15 protein-coding genes, 1 tRNA gene and 1 riboswitch are annotated in these 16361 nt (G+C 53.1%); of the genes, 8 read left to right on the top strand and 8 right to left on the bottom strand.

Annotation, left to right across the window (positions count from 1 at the left end; translation table 11 throughout):
* Positions 1-68: 68 nt before the first annotated feature.
* From H6F67_RS13280 to H6F67_RS13270, 3 genes are read right to left on the bottom strand one after another with little or no spacing between them, the layout of a single operon-like run.
* On the bottom strand, positions 69-1448 hold the full coding sequence (locus H6F67_RS13280; RefSeq protein WP_190767081.1) for a cytochrome c biogenesis protein: 1380 nt from the start codon (positions 1446-1448) through the stop codon (positions 69-71).
* A 6-nt stretch (positions 1449-1454) separates the two neighbouring features.
* Positions 1455-2198 (bottom strand): cytochrome c biogenesis protein CcdA, encoded by a 744-nt coding sequence (locus tag H6F67_RS13275; protein ID WP_190767080.1) that lies wholly within the window; start codon positions 2196-2198, stop codon positions 1455-1457.
* 25 nt (positions 2199-2223) lie between these two features.
* Entirely contained in the window at positions 2224-3453 is a 1230-nt protein-coding gene (locus tag H6F67_RS13270) for an FtsW/RodA/SpoVE family cell cycle protein (RefSeq protein WP_199304396.1), read from the bottom strand.
* A 164-nt stretch (positions 3454-3617) separates the two neighbouring features.
* Between H6F67_RS13270 and H6F67_RS13265 the strand changes: the two genes are divergently transcribed.
* Both H6F67_RS13265 and H6F67_RS13260 read left to right on the top strand, forming a co-directional pair.
* Entirely contained in the window at positions 3618-4799 is a 1182-nt protein-coding gene (locus H6F67_RS13265) for an RtcB family protein (RefSeq protein ID WP_190767079.1), read from the top strand.
* A 39-nt stretch (positions 4800-4838) separates the two neighbouring features.
* A tRNA-Arg gene (locus H6F67_RS13260) sits at positions 4839-4912 on the top strand.
* A gap of 22 nt (positions 4913-4934) precedes the next feature.
* Here H6F67_RS13260 and H6F67_RS13255 read toward each other — a convergent pair.
* Together H6F67_RS13255 and thiC are read right to left on the bottom strand one after the other, a co-directional pair.
* Complete coding sequence (locus tag H6F67_RS13255; RefSeq protein ID WP_190767078.1) at positions 4935-6035, bottom strand: SMI1/KNR4 family protein; 1101 nt, start codon at positions 6033-6035, stop codon at positions 4935-4937.
* 258 nt (positions 6036-6293) lie between these two features.
* Positions 6294-7661 carry a phosphomethylpyrimidine synthase gene (gene thiC, locus H6F67_RS13250; protein ID WP_190767077.1) on the bottom strand — a complete coding sequence of 456 codons (1368 nt, stop codon included), beginning with the start codon at positions 7659-7661 and terminating at the stop codon, positions 6294-6296.
* A gap of 7 nt (positions 7662-7668) precedes the next feature.
* Positions 7669-7766, bottom strand: a riboswitch (TPP riboswitch).
* Between the two features lie 269 nt (positions 7767-8035).
* Between thiC and H6F67_RS13245 the strand changes: the two genes are divergently transcribed.
* A complete protein-coding gene (locus H6F67_RS13245) occupies positions 8036-8599 on the top strand; it encodes a hypothetical protein (protein WP_190767076.1) in 564 nt (187 codons plus the stop codon).
* Between the two features lie 67 nt (positions 8600-8666).
* Here H6F67_RS13245 and H6F67_RS13240 read toward each other — a convergent pair whose 3' ends face one another.
* Positions 8667-9233, bottom strand: coding sequence for a hypothetical protein (locus H6F67_RS13240; protein ID WP_190767075.1), 567 nt, complete (start codon positions 9231-9233; stop codon positions 8667-8669).
* Between the two features lie 230 nt (positions 9234-9463).
* Between H6F67_RS13240 and H6F67_RS13235 the strand changes: the two genes are divergently transcribed.
* Both H6F67_RS13235 and H6F67_RS13230 read left to right on the top strand, forming a co-directional pair.
* Positions 9464-9796, top strand: coding sequence for a DUF565 domain-containing protein (locus H6F67_RS13235; protein ID WP_190767074.1), 333 nt, complete (start codon positions 9464-9466; stop codon positions 9794-9796).
* Positions 9796-10803 (top strand): glycerate kinase, encoded by a 1008-nt coding sequence (locus H6F67_RS13230; protein WP_190767073.1) that lies wholly within the window; start codon positions 9796-9798, stop codon positions 10801-10803. Before H6F67_RS13235 ends, H6F67_RS13230 begins: the two co-directional genes overlap by 1 nt.
* Here the strand turns inward: H6F67_RS13230 and H6F67_RS13225 are convergent.
* The gene (locus H6F67_RS13225; protein WP_190767072.1) at positions 10739-11413 is read right to left on the bottom strand and encodes a bifunctional 4-hydroxy-2-oxoglutarate aldolase/2-dehydro-3-deoxy-phosphogluconate aldolase; all 675 of its coding nucleotides are present in this window, start codon (positions 11411-11413) and stop codon (positions 10739-10741) included. The two genes, H6F67_RS13230 and H6F67_RS13225, sit on opposite strands and share 65 nt — an antisense overlap.
* Positions 11414-11695: 282 nt before the next feature.
* On the opposite strand from H6F67_RS13225, the gene H6F67_RS13220 reads away from it, so the two are divergent.
* The 3 genes from H6F67_RS13220 to H6F67_RS13210 all read left to right on the top strand — a co-directional run bounded on the left by H6F67_RS13220 (position 11696) and on the right by H6F67_RS13210 (position 14423).
* On the top strand, positions 11696-12754 hold the full coding sequence (locus H6F67_RS13220; RefSeq protein WP_190767071.1) for a DUF2382 domain-containing protein: 1059 nt from the start codon (positions 11696-11698) through the stop codon (positions 12752-12754).
* A 143-nt stretch (positions 12755-12897) separates the two neighbouring features.
* Positions 12898-13881, top strand: coding sequence for a DUF2382 domain-containing protein (locus tag H6F67_RS13215; protein WP_190767070.1), 984 nt, complete (start codon positions 12898-12900; stop codon positions 13879-13881).
* Positions 13878-14423, top strand: a complete 546-nt coding sequence (locus H6F67_RS13210) for a YsnF/AvaK domain-containing protein (protein WP_190767069.1) — start codon at positions 13878-13880, stop codon at positions 14421-14423. The genes H6F67_RS13215 and H6F67_RS13210 overlap by 4 nt, the downstream gene beginning before the upstream one ends.
* A 72-nt stretch (positions 14424-14495) precedes the next feature.
* Here H6F67_RS13210 and ftsH3 read toward each other — a convergent pair whose 3' ends face one another.
* Positions 14496-16334, bottom strand: coding sequence for an ATP-dependent zinc metalloprotease FtsH3 (ftsH3, locus tag H6F67_RS13205; RefSeq protein WP_190767068.1), 1839 nt, complete (start codon positions 16332-16334; stop codon positions 14496-14498).
* Positions 16335-16361 lie beyond the last annotated feature (27 nt).

Raw genomic sequence — 16361 nt, 5'->3', positions numbered from 1 at the left:
TCCCCCTTGAGAAGGGGGACTTTGAGGGGTGGTTCGGCTCCCTCCTTTCCAAGGAGGGTTGGGGAGGATCAGGCGGTGACGCGATCGCCCACCGTCGATTCAGCCGGAGCCGCATCAAGGCGATCGAGCAATGCCAGCAGTTCGCGCTCAAACGTCACCTGAGCGCGATTGGTTTTGCCGCCGATGTAGAGTTTGCCGTCTTGCTGAAGCGCCCAAATTTGCGAATGCGAAATGTAGCTCATCATCACGCCCGCCATCAGCAGCCCGAATCCGGCATAGACGATCGGAATGCCCGGATCGGCTTTAATTTGCAGTCCGGTACTGCCCACCACTTCGACGATCGCCAAATTGACGCCGTTCACAGTGGTTGACATGCCTTGGCGGACGGTCGAGATCAAGCGTCCGGTTTGGTCGTAAATCAGCAGCGTTCCCTGTAGATCTTTGGCGACGATCGAAACGCCTTCACTTGCATCCGGCTTCGTCGGCAACCAAGTTCCCCAAAGTCGTCCGCCCGGAACGTTAAGCTGCTGCATCGGCAGTTCAAGCGTTGGACTGGCGTTGAGATGAAAGCGAACGGCGGCGATTCCCCAGTCTGCCTGATACATCGTCACGCCCCGATAGCGAAGCGGTTCGTTGACGTGGATCGTTTTGCGCTTGACTTCTTGGCCTTCCGAGTCGAGGACGGACAAATCCGAGTAGAACTGGTCGATCGCGCCTTCGGGCGTGTAGTCGATCCAAAAGCGATTCACCTTCACGCCCCAATCAGTGGGAATCTGCGACGCCGACCAAGGACCCGCATCAAAAATATTATGAACCTGAAAAATTTGGCCGCTCGGCACAATTTCTTGGGCGAAAAATCCGGTCATTGCGCCGACGATCGCGCCGACCAAAATCAGCAGCATACTGGCATGAACGACAATGGGACCAATCCGACCGATCAAGCCTTTGTGCGCGTAGATCGCATCATCCTGGCGAAAAATCCGGTAGCCTTTTTGCTGCAAGATTGGTTCAAGATCTGCGATCGCATGATTCACTTCGGCACTCAGGGCAAGCTTTTGAAACTGGCGCGGCGATTTGTAGAAATTCCACGTCCGCGAAAACCAGCGCAGCGCGGGAATTTGGCGCGTGAACGTGCAGGCGGTTAAGCTGGCTCCAAAGAAGATCAGCAGCGACAAAAACCACCAGGTTCGATAGACGTGATCGAGTCCGATCGTCAGCAATACTTTCCAAGACAAAAAGCCAAACAGAGCCGGATCTTCCGGGTAGTTTTCCTGATAGAAAGAAAGCGATTGTCCCTGCTCGATAACTGTTCCGAGAATGCTGAAAGCGGCGATCGCCAGCAGCAGCACGATCGCCAACCGCAAATCAGAAAGCAGGGGCAACAGTTCGCGACGAAAGTAATAGCGAATGGCGAGTTTGGCGCGATCGAAAAATGAAGAATCACTCATAACAAATTAGTACGCGCCAGCGGGAAAAAAGCGAAACAGCAGGGAAAACACGCCAAAGCCGACCAATAGCGCCCCACTCGCAGGCGTAATCCAGCTTGACCAGCGACGCAGTTCTAGCAGCTTTTTGATCGAAGCGGTGAAGGTTCCGGCCAAAATCAGCGGGGCGACATAGCCCGCCGTGTAAGCTAGCAGGAGAACGCTGCCCAAGATTGGATCGTGCGTGGTGGAAATCCAAGCGAGCAGCGTCGCAAGAACCGGAGTGCTGCAAGGTGACGCGACCACGCCAAAGGTTAGGCCGATCAGGTACGATCGCAACCCTTCCGGCAGTTCTTTTGAAACCCATTCGATCGATCCCCAAGCGGGGAGTTGCAGCGGTAGGGCTTCCAGCAAATTCAGCCCCATCAAAATCGCGATGATGCTGACGGCGATCGGCAATCCTGTGCCCACTTGACCGTAAACGCCACCCAGGACAGCGGCCAAAATTCCTAAAATCGCCAGCGTCGTTGCTAGACCAAGGGAAAACCAAAGTGATTGTGTAGCCGCTTGGAGGCGCGATCGAGCTTCATAGCCGCCAATGTAGCCTAATGTAATCGGCAGCATCGACAGCATACAGGGTGTGAGGCTGGTCAGCAGTCCGGCGAGGAAAATTGCGCCGACGCTGAAGAGCGTCAGATGGGTTAGCTGCGTGGCAACGATCGAATTGGCGAACTGTTGAAGAAAATAAAGCTGCTGCTGAACAAATTCGAGCATGGAGGCGAAAAGGAGTGCGCTACCCTTATTCTACCGAAGTGGGGAAGGCGGACTGAGAGGAGCGATTGCGCTGCGATCGGCGTTTATCGAGCGACAGCACTTCTGCCTCGCTGCTTTCTCGCGCCACGCGAATCAGAATGCCCGCCGCCAGCAAGCTGGAAATAACCGAGTTGCCGCCATAGCTGAGCAAGGGAAACGGTAGTCCGGTTGTGGGCAGTGTTCCCGTCACCACGCCGATGTTGAGGAGCGATTGACCGACCAAGAGGACGACGACACCGATCGCCACCAGTTGATGAACACTATTTTTGGCACGAATCGCGACGCGCAAGCCAACAGTCGCATAAGCACCGAGCAGCAGCAGCAAGAGCAAACTGCCGACCAAGCCAAACTCTTCGGCAAAGACGGCAAAGATGAAGTCGGTGTATTGAATCGGCAGATAAAACAGCTTTTGCTGAGACATGCCGTAGCCTGCGCCCCAAAAGCCGCCCGACCCGATCGCCAGCAAACTCTGAATTAGCTGATACCCGTCTCCCGCCGGATCGCTCCAGGGATTGAGAAACGACATCAACCGTCGGCGCTGATATTCCTTGAAGCTGACGCTGATCACGGCCAACATCAGTCCGCTGCCCGCTGCGCCACTCAGATATAGCCAAGGCAACCCCGCCGCCAGCGCAATCAGCCAGATCATCATGCCGCACAGTGCCGCCGTACTCAGGTTCGGCTGAAGCAAAATCGCCGCCAGCGTTAGCGCAAAAATGGAGATCCAAATCAGGCGCGTTGACCATTTCAGCCGTTCCCACTGGCCGAAGATGCGAGCGCTTTGCAGCACCAAAAACGGCTTAATCAGTTCTGAGGGTTGAACCAGGAACGAGCCGATCGCCAGCCAGCGCGTCGCCCCGTTGACGGTCGTTCCCAGTCCGGGCAGCAGCGTCGAGGCGATTACGCCCAGCAGCAAAATCACGAACCAGTCCGCGATCCCCAAAACGTAGCGCAGGGGAGAATAGACAATGATGTTAAAGCCGATCAGCGCGATCGCGATCGCCCCAATCTGCCGCTTGAAGTAGAACAGCCCGTCGCCCGTTTCGACATCGGCAACGGCATAGGAGGCGGAAAACAAAATTGCCAGACCGACAAAAATCCACAGGAACGTCAGCCAGCGCAAGAGACGCGCTTCGATCGCCCAGTCTTTATCAGAAGCAAACCACAGCAGGCGGCGCAGATTCACAGGGGGAGGCGGGTAAAAGTTGCTTGTCATCCTACCGCAAGTTCGATCGAATGGCGATCGGGTGTCGGGTGCGAACTAATCTTTGGAATGGGCTTGACGATCGTGTAGTATATTTGTAGTATAAGTAGTATGACAAGCCAATTCAATGATTGCTTGTTTCCATCTCGACCATTTCACGATAAGGACACGATTCTATGCCTTACGAAGCGGTTAATTTTTCCACTGAAAAGCCTGTTTTGTCCTGGGCAAACCACGACTTAGGCTCCGAAGAAATCAAGATGGCAAAGAACGTTGCTTCGCTGCCATTCATCTTCAAACATGTGGCTTTGATGCCGGATGTTCACCTGGGTAAAGGTGCGCTGGTTGGCTCAGTTGTGGCAACCAAAGATGCGATCGTTCCGGCTGCGGTTGGTGTTGATATTGGCTGCGGAATGTGTGCGGTGAAAACGCCGTTCAAAGCGGAACAATTGGAAGGCAAGCTGAAGAAAATCCGGCTGGATATTGAAGCTGAAATTCCGGTTGGCTTCAACGAAAACAAAGACGCAGACAAAACGGTTTCCAACTGGCAAGGCTGGAATGATTTCAAGAATTTGCATTCCGGTGTGCAAAATTTGCAGACGAAAGCCATGCGGCAAATGGGATCGCTCGGCGGCGGCAATCACTTCTTGGAAGTATGTCTGGATACCGAAGATCAAGTTTGGCTGATGCTGCACTCTGGCTCGCGCAACATTGGCAATATGCTCGCTCAAAATCACATCAGCACGGCAAAGCATCTGGCGAAGATGACGGATACTCGTTTGCCCGATCCAGACTTGGCCTACTTTGTGGCACGATCGCCAGAATTTGATGCATACTGGCGCGATCTACAGTGGGCGCAAGACTACGCCCGCATGAATCGCGAAGTGATGATGTCGCGCTTCCAAAAAGTGGTGGAAAAGCACTTGGCAGGCGGCAAGCCAACCAAGCCGTTGCTGCAAGTCAACTGCCACCACAACTACGCTGAAAAGGAAGTCCACTACGGCGAAGAAGTAGTCGTGACGCGCAAGGGTGCAGTCCGGGCGCAGGAAAACGACTATGGCATTATTCCCGGTTCAATGGGCGCAAAATCCTTCATTGTGAAGGGCAAGGGAAATCTGGAAAGCTATTGCTCTTGCTCGCATGGTGCGGGACGATTGATGTCAAGAAATAAGGCAAAAAACGCCTTTACGCTTGATGACTTGATCGCTCAGACAAAGGGAGTGGAATGCCGAAAGGATGAAGGCGTTTTGGATGAAATTCCAGCAGCCTACAAGTCGATCGATCAGGTGATGGCGAACCAGTCTGATCTGGTCGAAGTCGTGGCAACACTCAAGCAGGTTGTCTGCGTCAAGGGTTAAATATTTGCGGGCAGAAGCCTTCTTTTGTCCGCAACTTGTGAGAGTGTAGCTTAATCGAATAAAGCATCTGCCTTCTAAGCAGAATGATGTAGGTTTGAGTCCTACCACTTTCGTTTATGGGTTTGTCGATCGACCTTAAACTAATTTATTTTCAAGTCGTTGTAGCAGCGTTTCCATATCTTGATTTCCCGGAAATTGCTGTAGCATTTGTCGCAGGCGATCGATCATCTCCAAATCTTGCTGTCCTGCTTCGTAAACAACATCTCGATCGCCAATATTTTGATTTAACTGCCTAATAATTTTCTGTTGGCCTTGTAGATCACTCGATTTGAACAGGTCGAATAGATAACGAATGGCCTCGATCGAATCAATTCTTCTAATTGAATCAAGCGGCCTGAATTTTAGGCTCGGAATTTGAGGAGGAGATTCGATCGCCTCCAGCTTTTCAGACAAAGTTAGTTCAGTTTGATTTACCTCACTAATGGCGCGAAGATGCTCATATTCTGCTTGAGCTTCTTTATGCTTCTGAACAAAGAACGGTAGCGCTTGCGGATGCTGACTGATCGCGAGATCAAAGCAGGCTCGCTGCAATTCTTGTTCTGATAAATCTTGAATTTGATTTTGCAGCAGTCGATCGACATTCACAGCATGATGAGGCTGATACTTCAACCAAATTTGCTTTTCTTTCGCATTGTTCCAATTGAACCAAGTATCGTTCAATTCAAGATAATAAGCGCCTGTTTCAAAGCATTCTGCGATCGCTTGAATGAAATCCGCAAGGCTGTCGAATTCAAAACAGAATTCATCTGAATAAACATTAGAACTAAATATTGTCGCAGTTGTCGATCGATTGTCGCCTTTTGCTAAGTAATAGTTTGCCGAATCTGCCAATAGCGGAAGGTAATGATTACTATCTGCTCGATCGCTGTAGATTTCGCAGAAGGTTGTATATTCATCGATCGCTTCTTCGAGCGACAGTAATCGATGAATCGGCAATAGTTCGATCGAGGTTTGATGGGATTTTCCTTCTACTGTTACTTCGATCGAGCTACCGTTGCGCCACTGATAAAACTGATAAACTTCTTCAGGCGGACGGAATGGCAAGGCTTGAAGCTGGGTTTCAATTTGCTCACGAGTGAGACCGGGCTGGAGCGATTGAGCGATCGCAGGTGCGTTGATTTCCAACCAGTTCAATAATCGTCCTAACGCGAAAATGAGCGATGATTGCGAATTCATAATAGCCTTGAACTGTTTTGGGCTGATTTTATCGGCAGTCCAATCAAAAAAAAGCCTTTACCTTCCAAAACCAAATCATCACACCCTCTGACAGAAATGAATATTATTAATACTAATTTCAGATACGGTTCAGCATTCTTCTGTTGATCGCTCAGTTTCGATACAGCTTCTAGCTAACCCATAATAGAAAAAATGAGTACATAAAAAACGGGATGCAAAGTCGATCGACCTGCACCCCGTTTAATTATTTGAGAACCGTTAGCCGACTGGAGTTTGCGCCAAGAACTTCTCCAATTCCGTCAGTGCATCCGCATCGACTTTCGTCTGCATCGGGCAGAACTTGGGGCCGCACATCGAGCAGAATTCCGCTGTTTTGTAGATGTCGGCGGGCAGAGTTTCGTCGTGATATTCGCGGGCGCGATCGGGATCGAGCGACAGTTCAAACTGGCGATTCCAGTCGAAGTTATAGCGAGCGTGGGATAGCTCGTCGTCGCGATCGCGTGCTCCAGGACGATGCCGCGCAATGTCCGCTGCATGAGCCGCAATTTTGTACGCGATCAACCCAGTGCGGACATCTTCGGCATTCGGCAAACCCAGGTGTTCTTTGGGTGTGACGTAGCACAGCATGGCGGTTCCGTACCATCCGGCCATCGCCGCTCCGATCGCGCTCGTAATGTGGTCATAGCCCGGAGCAATATCCGTCACCAATGGCCCCAAAACGTAGAACGGCGCTTCGGAACACTCTTCCATCTGCTTGCGGACGTTGAACTCAATTTGATCCATTGGCACGTGACCGGGACCTTCGACCATCACCTGAATGTCATCTTCCCAAGCGCGGCGAGTTAGCTGTCCCAGTGTTTTGAGTTCCGCAAGCTGAGCGGCATCGGAGGCGTCATGCTGACAACCGGGACGGAGGGAATCGCCCAAGCTGAACGAAACGTCGTAGCGCTTGAAGATCTCAATAATGTCTGCAAAGTGCGTGTAGAGCGGATTTTGCTTGTGGTGATGCAGCATCCAGCGGGCGAGAATGCCGCCGCCACGAGAGACGATTCCGGTGATGCGATCGCGCACCAAGGGCAAATGCTCGATCAAAATTCCGGCGTGAATCGTCATGTAATCGACGCCCTGCTGCGCGTGTTTCTCGATGATGTGGAGAAAATCATCGGGCGTGAGCTTTTCGATCGCCCCATGCACACTTTCCAAGGCTTGATAGATCGGCACGGTTCCGATCGGCACGGGCGACGCTTGAATAATCGCGCTGCGAATTTCGTCGAGGTTGCCGCCTCCGGTCGATAGATCCATGACCGTATCGGCTCCGTATTTCACGGCTAGCCGCAGTTTGTCGAGTTCTTCTTCAATGTTGGAAGAGTTGGGCGACGCGCCGATGTTGGCGTTGACTTTGCACTTGGACGCAATGCCGATCGCCATCGGTTCCAAATTTGTGTGGTTAATGTTGGCAGGAATGATCATCCGGCCTCGCGCCACTTCTTCGCGAATCAGATCAACGGGCAGATTTTCGCGGCGAGCCACATAATGCATTTCTTCCGTGACAACGCCTTGACGCGCATAGTGCATTTGAGACACGTTGCTGTGTCCCTGTCGCTGAGCGACCCAGGTTTGACGCATGTTCGGTTCCTCAAATAAACAGCTTCCCTCCGCTGGTATTACCCAGTCTCAGGTTCTTAGGGTCTTTCTCAGCCTGAGATAGCTCAGACACCCCTAGCTTGAGTGCTGATTCTACCATTCGAGCAAGGCGCGATCGCCCACATTGCCGAAAATTGACTGGCCGGAAAAAATCGCAATCTTGCAACGAGACTTTCTAAAGGGACACGAATTTCTGTAAACTTGAATTGCAGTTGCCGCCGCGCAGTTTGCATTTATTCATTGGATTGTTAAATAATTCCGATAGATTTCCACCCCAAGGCTTTATCTGCGCTAGTCCGCTTTCGCCTTATAATTTTGCGTATACAAAGAACCGCAAAATGCTGATTTGAGGCGATATGGCAACATCAGACGCAGATACGGGTACGCGCAACGGGCGGAGGCGAACCACGAAGGAGACGACGGTGGAACAAGCGGAAAGCAAAAAAGAACAAGCAGCAACAACCGAATCTGCTGCCAAAGAATCTGCGAAAGAGTCAGCCAAAGAATCAAAGGAATTTACAGCCATGCCTCAATCAGAAACAAATTTACCTGCTCCCTCGCTTGGTGGACTTGCCACCCGTCCGGTTGACACCAGCGGCATCGAAATCGTCGAAAGCATGATGGTGTCCGGCGAACGCCCGATCGCAGCCAGCCACCTCGAAGTCTACGGCACGATTCTCAACAACCGCCCGATCGAAGCGAGCCACCTGAAAGTTTTGGACTCTGACACGATTCCCGGCCACCGTCCAATTTTCGCGAGCGCACTGCAAGTCCTCGACACCGACACGCTGCCCGGACATCGCCCGATCGTCGCGAGCGATCCGCACCTGATGGAGTCAAGTATGCTGCCGGGTGGTCGTCCGATCGCCTCCAACGACATTGACGAAGATAGCGCTGGTCTAATGGGCTATCTCGACTAAGCCATCATTCACCTGTAACTTGTTGAAGCGATCGTCCTGGTTGGGGGCGATCGTTTTTTTTGCAATCCTATTCCGGCTGCAAGACAAGCTGCCATTCTCGCGAAGCCGACACCCAGCGCGGCAAATTGGTTTTTCCCAGCACATACGGCCCCCAGTAGCGGCGCGATCCGTCTTGGGCAAAAGCAACGAGAACATCGCCATCGCGCACCTGCAAATCACCTTCGGGTAGAGAAAGCTTCAAGCCACGATCGCTGCCTTCCTCCGGCGCAAAATCCCACTGCACAGGCTCTCGATACTGCCCTCCGACGGCAGGCAGTAGGGCAACTCGAAGCGGCTGCGCGGTGCGATTGCTGACGCGCAAACTGCCAATTCGACTGGAGGACGTGGGGGCGATCGCTTCGCCTCCAGGCGGACTGGGGCTAGAACTAGGCGACGGCTCGACGGCAGTTGGTGAAGGAGTCGGTGATTGTATGGGTGTCGGACTGGGCGCGATGGCTTCACTGCCTTCGGGCGAAGGAGTGGCGGCGGGTTCAGTTTCGATCGAGATTTGCCAGCGGCTCAGCAGGCTTGCTCCCAGCGCGACCATCAGCATGGCGATAATTGCCGGATAAAGCTTGTGCCGAATGTCCTTCATTTCCCACCCTTTGCGATCGCCTATCTCTACTCTAGGCAGCAAGAACCATCTTGGGGCAAGAGATTTCGCTCGATCGAAATTTGCGAAATTTCATAAATCAATTTGACCGGAAGTGATGTGATTTCGATCGCCCTAGTGCGGCTTGCAGTTTGATCAAGCAAGTGCAAAACTGAATCACTGATTGTTCCCAGGCTTCGATCGAAATCGATCGATTTGATCAGGAGATTTCCATGCAAGATACGCGCCTGACGCGCTTGGTGAATGGCTCGATCGATTCGCTCGGACGCTGGCTGCAAAATCCTTGGCGGCGAACGTCGCTGCTGCTGATGAGCGTGCTGTTTGGCAATTTTCTCGCGACGGCGATTTCGACCACGACAGGACAGCAGGCCGATCTGGATATTTTGATTGCTGCTGTTCTTGCGGGGTTCACTGAACTGAGTAGCTGGCTGGTGTACCGAGTGGGGCGCGTGAACGATCGCCCGTTGCCCTTTAATCTGCTCAACGCGCTCAAGATCGGTTTAATCTACGGTCTATTTGTCGAATCGTTTAAGCTCGGTAGCTGATGAATGACGAACTGCGGCAATCTTTGGAAATTGCGCTTTCACAGCCAGAATCGCAAATTGAAACGCTAATTTCCCTATCCAAAGCAGCGGAAGCAACCGTGATCGATCGCCTCCAGCGCTTACGGCATGTTCAGCCCGCACTGCAAACGCTTTGCCGATCGATCGGTTGGACAGAGGTTCCACTCGATCTGGCTTGGCAGTTGTGGCTACCGCTGGCGATCGAACTCATGCAGGAGCGCGATCGAATTAGGCGACCGATCGTGCAGGGCATTTTGGGCGGACAGGGAACCGGAAAAACGACGCTGGCGCTGATGGTCAGTCGGATTCTGCAACAGTTTGGGCTGTCGGTGGCGCGATTGTCGATCGATGATTTGTACAAAACCTATCGCGATCGCCAAATTCTTCAGCAGCAAGATCCGCGTTTGCGCTGGCGCGGTCCTCCCGGAACGCACGATGTCGAGTTAGGGCTGGAAGCGATCGAACGACTGCGGCGCGGCGAATCGGCGGGGCTACCGCGCTTCGACAAATCGCTGCATCAGGGAGCAGGCGATCGCATCGATCCTGAATGGGTTGAACGGGCGGACGTGATTTTGTTTGAAGGCTGGTTTGTCGGAGCGCGTCCGATCGATCCGCAAGCGTTCGAGGATGCGCCTTGGCCGATCGAAACTGAGAGCGATCGCGCTTTTGCCCGCGACTGTAACGATCGCCTCCACGCCTATTTGCCGCTGTGGAATTTGCTCGACGCGCTGATTGTTTTGGCTCCCATTGATTTTCGCCTCAGTCTGACTTGGCGGCAGCAGGCCGAGCAGCAGATGAAAGCGCAAGGAAAAGCCGGAATGAGCGCAGCGGAAATCAAGGAATTTGTCTTGTACTTTTGGCGATCGCTGCATCCGCAACTGTTTATTGCGCCGCTAATGGCGAAAGCAAATTGGGCGATCGCACTTAATGCAAATCATCAGATTGAAACGATTTCACGCGCTCGATCAAGCCTTCTGCGCGACGAGTAATTTCCGCCCAGTTGCTGCTGGCGATCGCTTCTTGAGGAAAAAGCTGGCCGGACAGTCCGACGGCGATCGCACCTGCGGCCAAAAAACTCACCGCATTGTCGGGCGTGACGCCCCCAGTTGGAATCAAAGGAATGTCGCCCAGCGGCGCTTTGATCGCCCGAATATAGCTAGCTCCACCGACTGCTTGGATCGGAAAAACCTTGACGCTGGCGGCTCCAGCTTGCCATGCCGTCAGAATTTCAGTCGGCGTTAAGGCTCCGGGAATCAGCGGCACACCGCGATCGATCGCGTCATGAATCAACCGAAAATCCGTGTGCGGCGAAAACAAAAATTCGGCTCCCGCTGCGATCGCCTCACCCACTGCCACCGTAGAAACGATCGTGCCCATACCGATCGTGCAGTCGGGCAACTCCTGCCGCAGACGGTTCACGAGTTCAAGAGCGCGATCGCTATTCCAGGTAATTTCAATTAGCGACATGCCTCCGGCTGCCACCGCTTTTGCCATTGCCAAACCTTGATCCAAAGTATCAGCCCGGATGACTGCGATCGATCTGACTTTTTGCAGTTGCTTTTGCCAGGATTGTCGAATCAAGAATATTTCTTTAACCATCTGATAATGTAAGCGAAACTATTTCAGCCTATCAAGGTTGCGACAGTGGCTAGCATTTTGCAGCGATTTGTAGAACAGTGTTACCGTTTCAAATCTCGCTTCGATCGAGCGGTCTGTCTTTTGATAGAGAAGCACATGATTTAGATTTATCAATAGCAGCAAATGCTCTTTCGATCGCAGTATTTGATGCAAACTCAGTCAATAGAGTGAGGAGGATAGTGGATTGAATTTTCTACTTTATATGAAGAGTTTGATTGAACCGTTAAGAGGACAGTAAATAACATGGCACTCTACAAACTTCACGATTTTGATCCTAGCTACACCGACACCCTCGAAGGCGATGACATCAAAGGCTTTGATGTTTACACCGACATGGGCGATGAAAAACTCGGTAAGGTCTACGATGTGCTGGTCGATGAAGACGGCACGTTCCGCTATCTGATTCTCGACATGGGATTCTGGGTGTTTGGGAAGAAAGTGCTGTTGCCGATCGGCCAAGCCCGCATGGAGTATCCAAACAAGCGCGTTTACGCCAAGCTGAGCAAGCAGCAAGCCGAGTCGCTGCCCGAATTCACTGACGATCTCAAGATCGACTACGACTACGAAGAAAACGTGCGCGACGTGTATCGTCCGGGTGTGACAGGTGCTTCCACAATGCGCATGGGCGCTTCGACGATCGACCCCCTCTATTCGACTTCGCCCGCCGTTGATGCCACCTCGACGGGTGCGCTGATCGATCGCGACCCCTTGGATGCTGGCACGATGAACACGGCTCCGGTGTCGGGCAGCTACGACTATGATCGCACCGATCGCGTTGATGCCGACCGTCCAAACTTGGGCGACAAAATCAAGAATGCCGCTGCCAACGTAGGCGATAAGCTGACAGGCAATCGCGACTACGATCGCGACACCTACCAATACGATCGCGATCCGGCTTTGTTCGGCCACGAAGATGCCACGCTCAAGCTCTACCAAGAGCGTTTGCTGGCAAACAAAACTCGCCGCAAAGCAGGTGAAGTTGCGGTCGGCAAGCATGTCGAAACCGAAACTCAGCGCGTTGCGGTTCCCGTTGAGAAAGAGCGCGTCGTGATCGAGCGCGTCACGCCCGGAACGACCGAAGCCGTTGCCCCTGGAACGGTTGATTTCAACGAAGGTGAAGTGGCTCGCGTCGAAGTGTACGAAGAAGCCGCCGACATTCACAAAGAAGCCTTTGTGCGCGAAGAAGTGCGCGTCCGCAAGGAAGTCGATCGCGAAACGGTAGAAGCCGAAGAAACCCTGCGTCGTGAAGAACTCGACATCGACACGCAAGGCAATCCCGTCATCAACCGCGACCAACTCTAACAGCGGCTTTCGTTCCTAAAGTCGGTTAGGTAATCGATCGAGCGATGCAGGTAAAGCCACCATACTTTGCCTGTTCGCTCGATTTTATGCACAAGTTTTATTCACAAACTGTTAATAAAATCGTTTCGCTTGGAGCAAAACAAATGGTGCTTTATCGCATCTCAGAAACCGATTATCAAGATGCTCAGTTGGGGGGTGAACAGATTAAAGGCTTTAGTGTTTACACCCGCGATCAGCAGAAAATTGGCAAGGTCAACGATATTTTGGTAGACGAAGCAGGGCGCTTTCGCTATCTAATTTTGGAAACGGGATTTTGGGTGTTTGGCAAAGAAGTTCTGCTGCCCGTTGGACGGTTTCGTAGTGCTTCTGGCGAGCATCGTATCTACGTTGACTTGACCAAACAGCAGGTTGAAGCGCTGCCCGCCTTTGATGCCACCAAACCGATCGATTACGGCTACGAAGAGCAAGTGCGGCAAGTCTATCGCATGGCTCCGCTAGAGTCTGCGGTTCCGCTCGAAGCATCGGGCATGATTTCCAGTGTGCCGCTTGGCAGTGCCTCTGCTCATGCAGAAGTGCCGCCTGCTGCCCCGATCGAAGTCACTAAGTCCTTGGAGCCGGACGTGAAGGCGATCGAAGAAATTCCCACTCCTGCCGCACCTGAATACAGCTACGAGCAAGAGCCGGATTTGTACGCCATGAAGGAAGAGGACAATTCAACCTTCAAGCTGTACCAAGAACGCTTGGTAGCGCACAAACAGCGCGTTAAAGCGGGCGAGGTTGTCGTTGGCAAGCATGTTGAAACTCGTCAGGCGCGCGTTTTGATTCCGCTCGATCGCGAGCGAATCGTCTTCTACAAAGGCACAGTCAGCAATCCAGTCGTCACGCCGGGAAGCAGTGCGTTTCAGGCGGGCGAGGTGCTGCGGTTTGAACTGTACGAAGAAACGGCAAATGTCCGCAAGCAGCCTGTCGTCCGCGAACAGGTGAAAATCCGCAAGGAAGTTCAGCAGGAAGTCGCGCAGCTTGAAGGCCAAATTCGCAGCGAACAGCTTGACGTGCAGGCAGAAGGCTTTTCGTCTGATTCAACTGATTCGATCGCAACTCATCATCCTGAGATTTACAACCAATGAACTCCGATCAAAACTTGCAAAACAACCCGCACCTTCGTCCCACTGGCAATCCTGAACCGTTTGCCAGCTCGATCGATCCGCTGCAATCTGCTGATGTGCAAACCGATATGCGCGAAGAAGTGCTGCAACTGCTGGAAGAGCGCGTCGTGGTCGATCGCAGCAAGCGCAAAGTCGGCGAGGTGATCGTCCGCAAGGAAGTCGAAACCTACATGGTGCAGGTTCCCGTCCGTCGAGAACGCCTGATTGTCGAGCAGGTCGGCGCCCAAAACAAGCAACTCGCCTCGATCGATTTGTCCCAAGGCGAAATCAGCGGAGTGGAACTGAGCAACGGCGAAGTCAGCAACGGTTCGATTGGCAATCTGACTTCGCAACCTGCGTCCTCAATGGTGACGGTCAGCTTTAGCTCGATCGAAGCCGCACATCGAGCCTTGGCCGAACTCGCCGCCCAAACCTCACACGACCAGCCGACGCGCATCGATATCAGCCTGCCGAGCAGCGATGCTTTTCGCTACCAAAACTGGATCTCGCGATCGCGCCAGTAGAATCGATCGAATTTTGGCATGAAAAAACCGGAGTCAATTGACTCCGGTTTTTTCGTCTCAGCAGAATGGAAGCTACGCGATCGCCGCAATCTTCACATCGTTGCTGGCAAGCAAATCTTGCAGTTCTTCGGCATCGACCGTTTCGCGATCGATCAGCATGTCGGCCAACTGGTCGAGAACCGATTTGTTTTCAGTCAAGACGGCTTTGGCGCGACGGTAAGCTTGCTCGACTAAATTGCGAACTTCATCATCGATCGTGGCGGCGGTTTCTTCAGAGAAATCGCGCTCCGAAGCAATGTCGCGTCCCAAGAACATGTTGCCTTGCTGACGACCGAGGGCAACGGGACCGAGGCGATCGCTCATGCCAAAGCGCGTCACCATCTGCCGAGCCACACGAGCCACCTGCTGCAAATCGTTCGAGGCTCCGGTTGTGACTTCTTCTTCACCGAAGATGATTTCTTCAGCAATGCGTCCGCCCAAGGCAACCGCCATCTGATTTTGCAGATAAGCGCGAGAGTACAGACCCGAATCCATGCGGTCTTCCGACGGCGTGAACCAGGTCAAACCGCCAGCGCGACCACGCGGAATGATGCTGATTTTCTGAACCGGATCGTAATCGGGCATCAGCGCACCGACGAGGGCATGGCCTGCTTCGTGGTAGGCAACTAGGCTCTTGCGCTTTTCGCTCATCACGCGGTCTTTCTTTTCGGGACCTGCGAGGACGCGATCGATCGCATCGTTCACTTCGTCCATCGAGATTTCCGTCAGGTTACGACGAGCAGCAAGAATGGCGGCTTCATTTAGCAGGTTTGCCAAGTCCGCACCCGTAAAGCCGGGAGTCCGACGAGCGATCTTTTCGAGATCCACGTCTTTCGACAGGGTTTTGCCTCTGGCGTGGACGTTGAGGACTTCCAGCCGTCCAGCGTAATCGGGGCGATCGACCACCACTTGACGGTCAAAGCGACCCGGACGCATGAGAGCGGCATCCAGCACATCCGGGCGGTTGGTTGCCGCAATGATGATGATGCCTGTGTTGCCCTCGAAGCCATCCATTTCGGTCAGCAGTTGGTTCAAGGTTTGTTCGCGTTCGTCGTTGCCGCCGCCCAGACCTGCGCCACGCTGACGACCGACCGCATCAATTTCATCGATGAACACGATGCAGGGTGCGTTCGCTTTGGCCTGCTCGAATAGATCGCGGACGCGGGACGCACCGACACCGACAAACATTTCGACGAATTCAGAACCGGAGATGCTGAAGAAGGGAACGCCTGCTTCGCCTGCAACCGCTTTGGCAAGAAGGGTTTTGCCTGTTCCGGGAGGTCCTACTAGAAGAACGCCTTTGGGAATTTTGGCTCCGACTGCGGTGAAGCGATCGGCGTTCTTTAAGAAGTCCACCACTTCACTGAGTTCCAGCTTGGCCTGCTCGATACCTGCCACATCGCCAAACGTGACTTGCGTTTGCGGCTCCATCTGCACTCTGGCCTTGGATTTGCCGAAGTTCATCGCCTGCGAACCGGGACCGCTTTGTGCCCGTCGCAATACGAAGAACAGCACAACCAGCAGCAGGAACGGAATCAGCAAGGTGCTAGCCACGCGCACCCAAACGTTATCGTCGGTTTGCGGCGTGACGGAAATATCCACACCGTTGTCGATCAGGATGTTCACCAGACCGGGATCGTTGGGCAGGTTGACGAGAATCTTGCGACCGTCTTGCGCCGTGACGAGGGCACGAGTGCGATCGGCACTGATGCTGACCTTATCAACGCGATTTTGCTCGACTTCTTGAACGAACTGACTATAGCGCCAGGTGTCGCGGCTCTCGGAGGGGTTATCTAGCAAGGCCGTTGCTAGAAACACCACCACGACGACCAAAAGCGCATACAGCCCCGCATTTCTCCACCGCTTATTCACCGAGGGTAGTCCTCCTAATGTTGTTCT

It is taken from the genome of Microcoleus sp. FACHB-1515 (genome assembly GCF_014696105.1).
Taxonomy (GTDB): domain Bacteria; phylum Cyanobacteriota; class Cyanobacteriia; order Elainellales; family Elainellaceae; genus JAAUTJ01.
Note: the sequence above shows the minus strand (reverse complement) of the source record. Positions and strands in the feature narration are given on the sequence as shown.

Excerpts from the sequence above, each read along its gene's own strand:
- H6F67_RS13280 (WP_190767081.1), bottom strand. The coding sequence starts at position 1,448 with ATGAGTGATTCTTCATTTTTCGATCGCGCCAAACTCGCCATTCGCTAT.
- H6F67_RS13275 (WP_190767080.1), bottom strand. The coding sequence starts at position 2,198 with ATGCTCGAATTTGTTCAGCAGCAGCTTTATTTTCTTCAACAGTTCGCC.
- H6F67_RS13270 (WP_199304396.1), bottom strand. The coding sequence starts at position 3,453 with ATGACAAGCAACTTTTACCCGCCTCCCCCTGTGAATCTGCGCCGCCTG.
- H6F67_RS13265 (WP_190767079.1), top strand. The coding sequence starts at position 3,618 with ATGCCTTACGAAGCGGTTAATTTTTCCACTGAAAAGCCTGTTTTGTCC.
- H6F67_RS13255 (WP_190767078.1), bottom strand. The coding sequence starts at position 6,035 with ATGAATTCGCAATCATCGCTCATTTTCGCGTTAGGACGATTATTGAAC.
- thiC (WP_190767077.1), bottom strand. The coding sequence starts at position 7,661 with ATGCGTCAAACCTGGGTCGCTCAGCGACAGGGACACAGCAACGTGTCT.
- H6F67_RS13245 (WP_190767076.1), top strand. The coding sequence starts at position 8,036 with ATGGCAACATCAGACGCAGATACGGGTACGCGCAACGGGCGGAGGCGA.
- H6F67_RS13240 (WP_190767075.1), bottom strand. The coding sequence starts at position 9,233 with ATGAAGGACATTCGGCACAAGCTTTATCCGGCAATTATCGCCATGCTG.
- H6F67_RS13235 (WP_190767074.1), top strand. The coding sequence starts at position 9,464 with ATGCAAGATACGCGCCTGACGCGCTTGGTGAATGGCTCGATCGATTCG.
- H6F67_RS13230 (WP_190767073.1), top strand. The coding sequence starts at position 9,796 with ATGAATGACGAACTGCGGCAATCTTTGGAAATTGCGCTTTCACAGCCA.
- H6F67_RS13225 (WP_190767072.1), bottom strand. The coding sequence starts at position 11,413 with ATGGTTAAAGAAATATTCTTGATTCGACAATCCTGGCAAAAGCAACTG.
- H6F67_RS13220 (WP_190767071.1), top strand. The coding sequence starts at position 11,696 with ATGGCACTCTACAAACTTCACGATTTTGATCCTAGCTACACCGACACC.
- H6F67_RS13215 (WP_190767070.1), top strand. The coding sequence starts at position 12,898 with ATGGTGCTTTATCGCATCTCAGAAACCGATTATCAAGATGCTCAGTTG.
- H6F67_RS13210 (WP_190767069.1), top strand. The coding sequence starts at position 13,878 with ATGAACTCCGATCAAAACTTGCAAAACAACCCGCACCTTCGTCCCACT.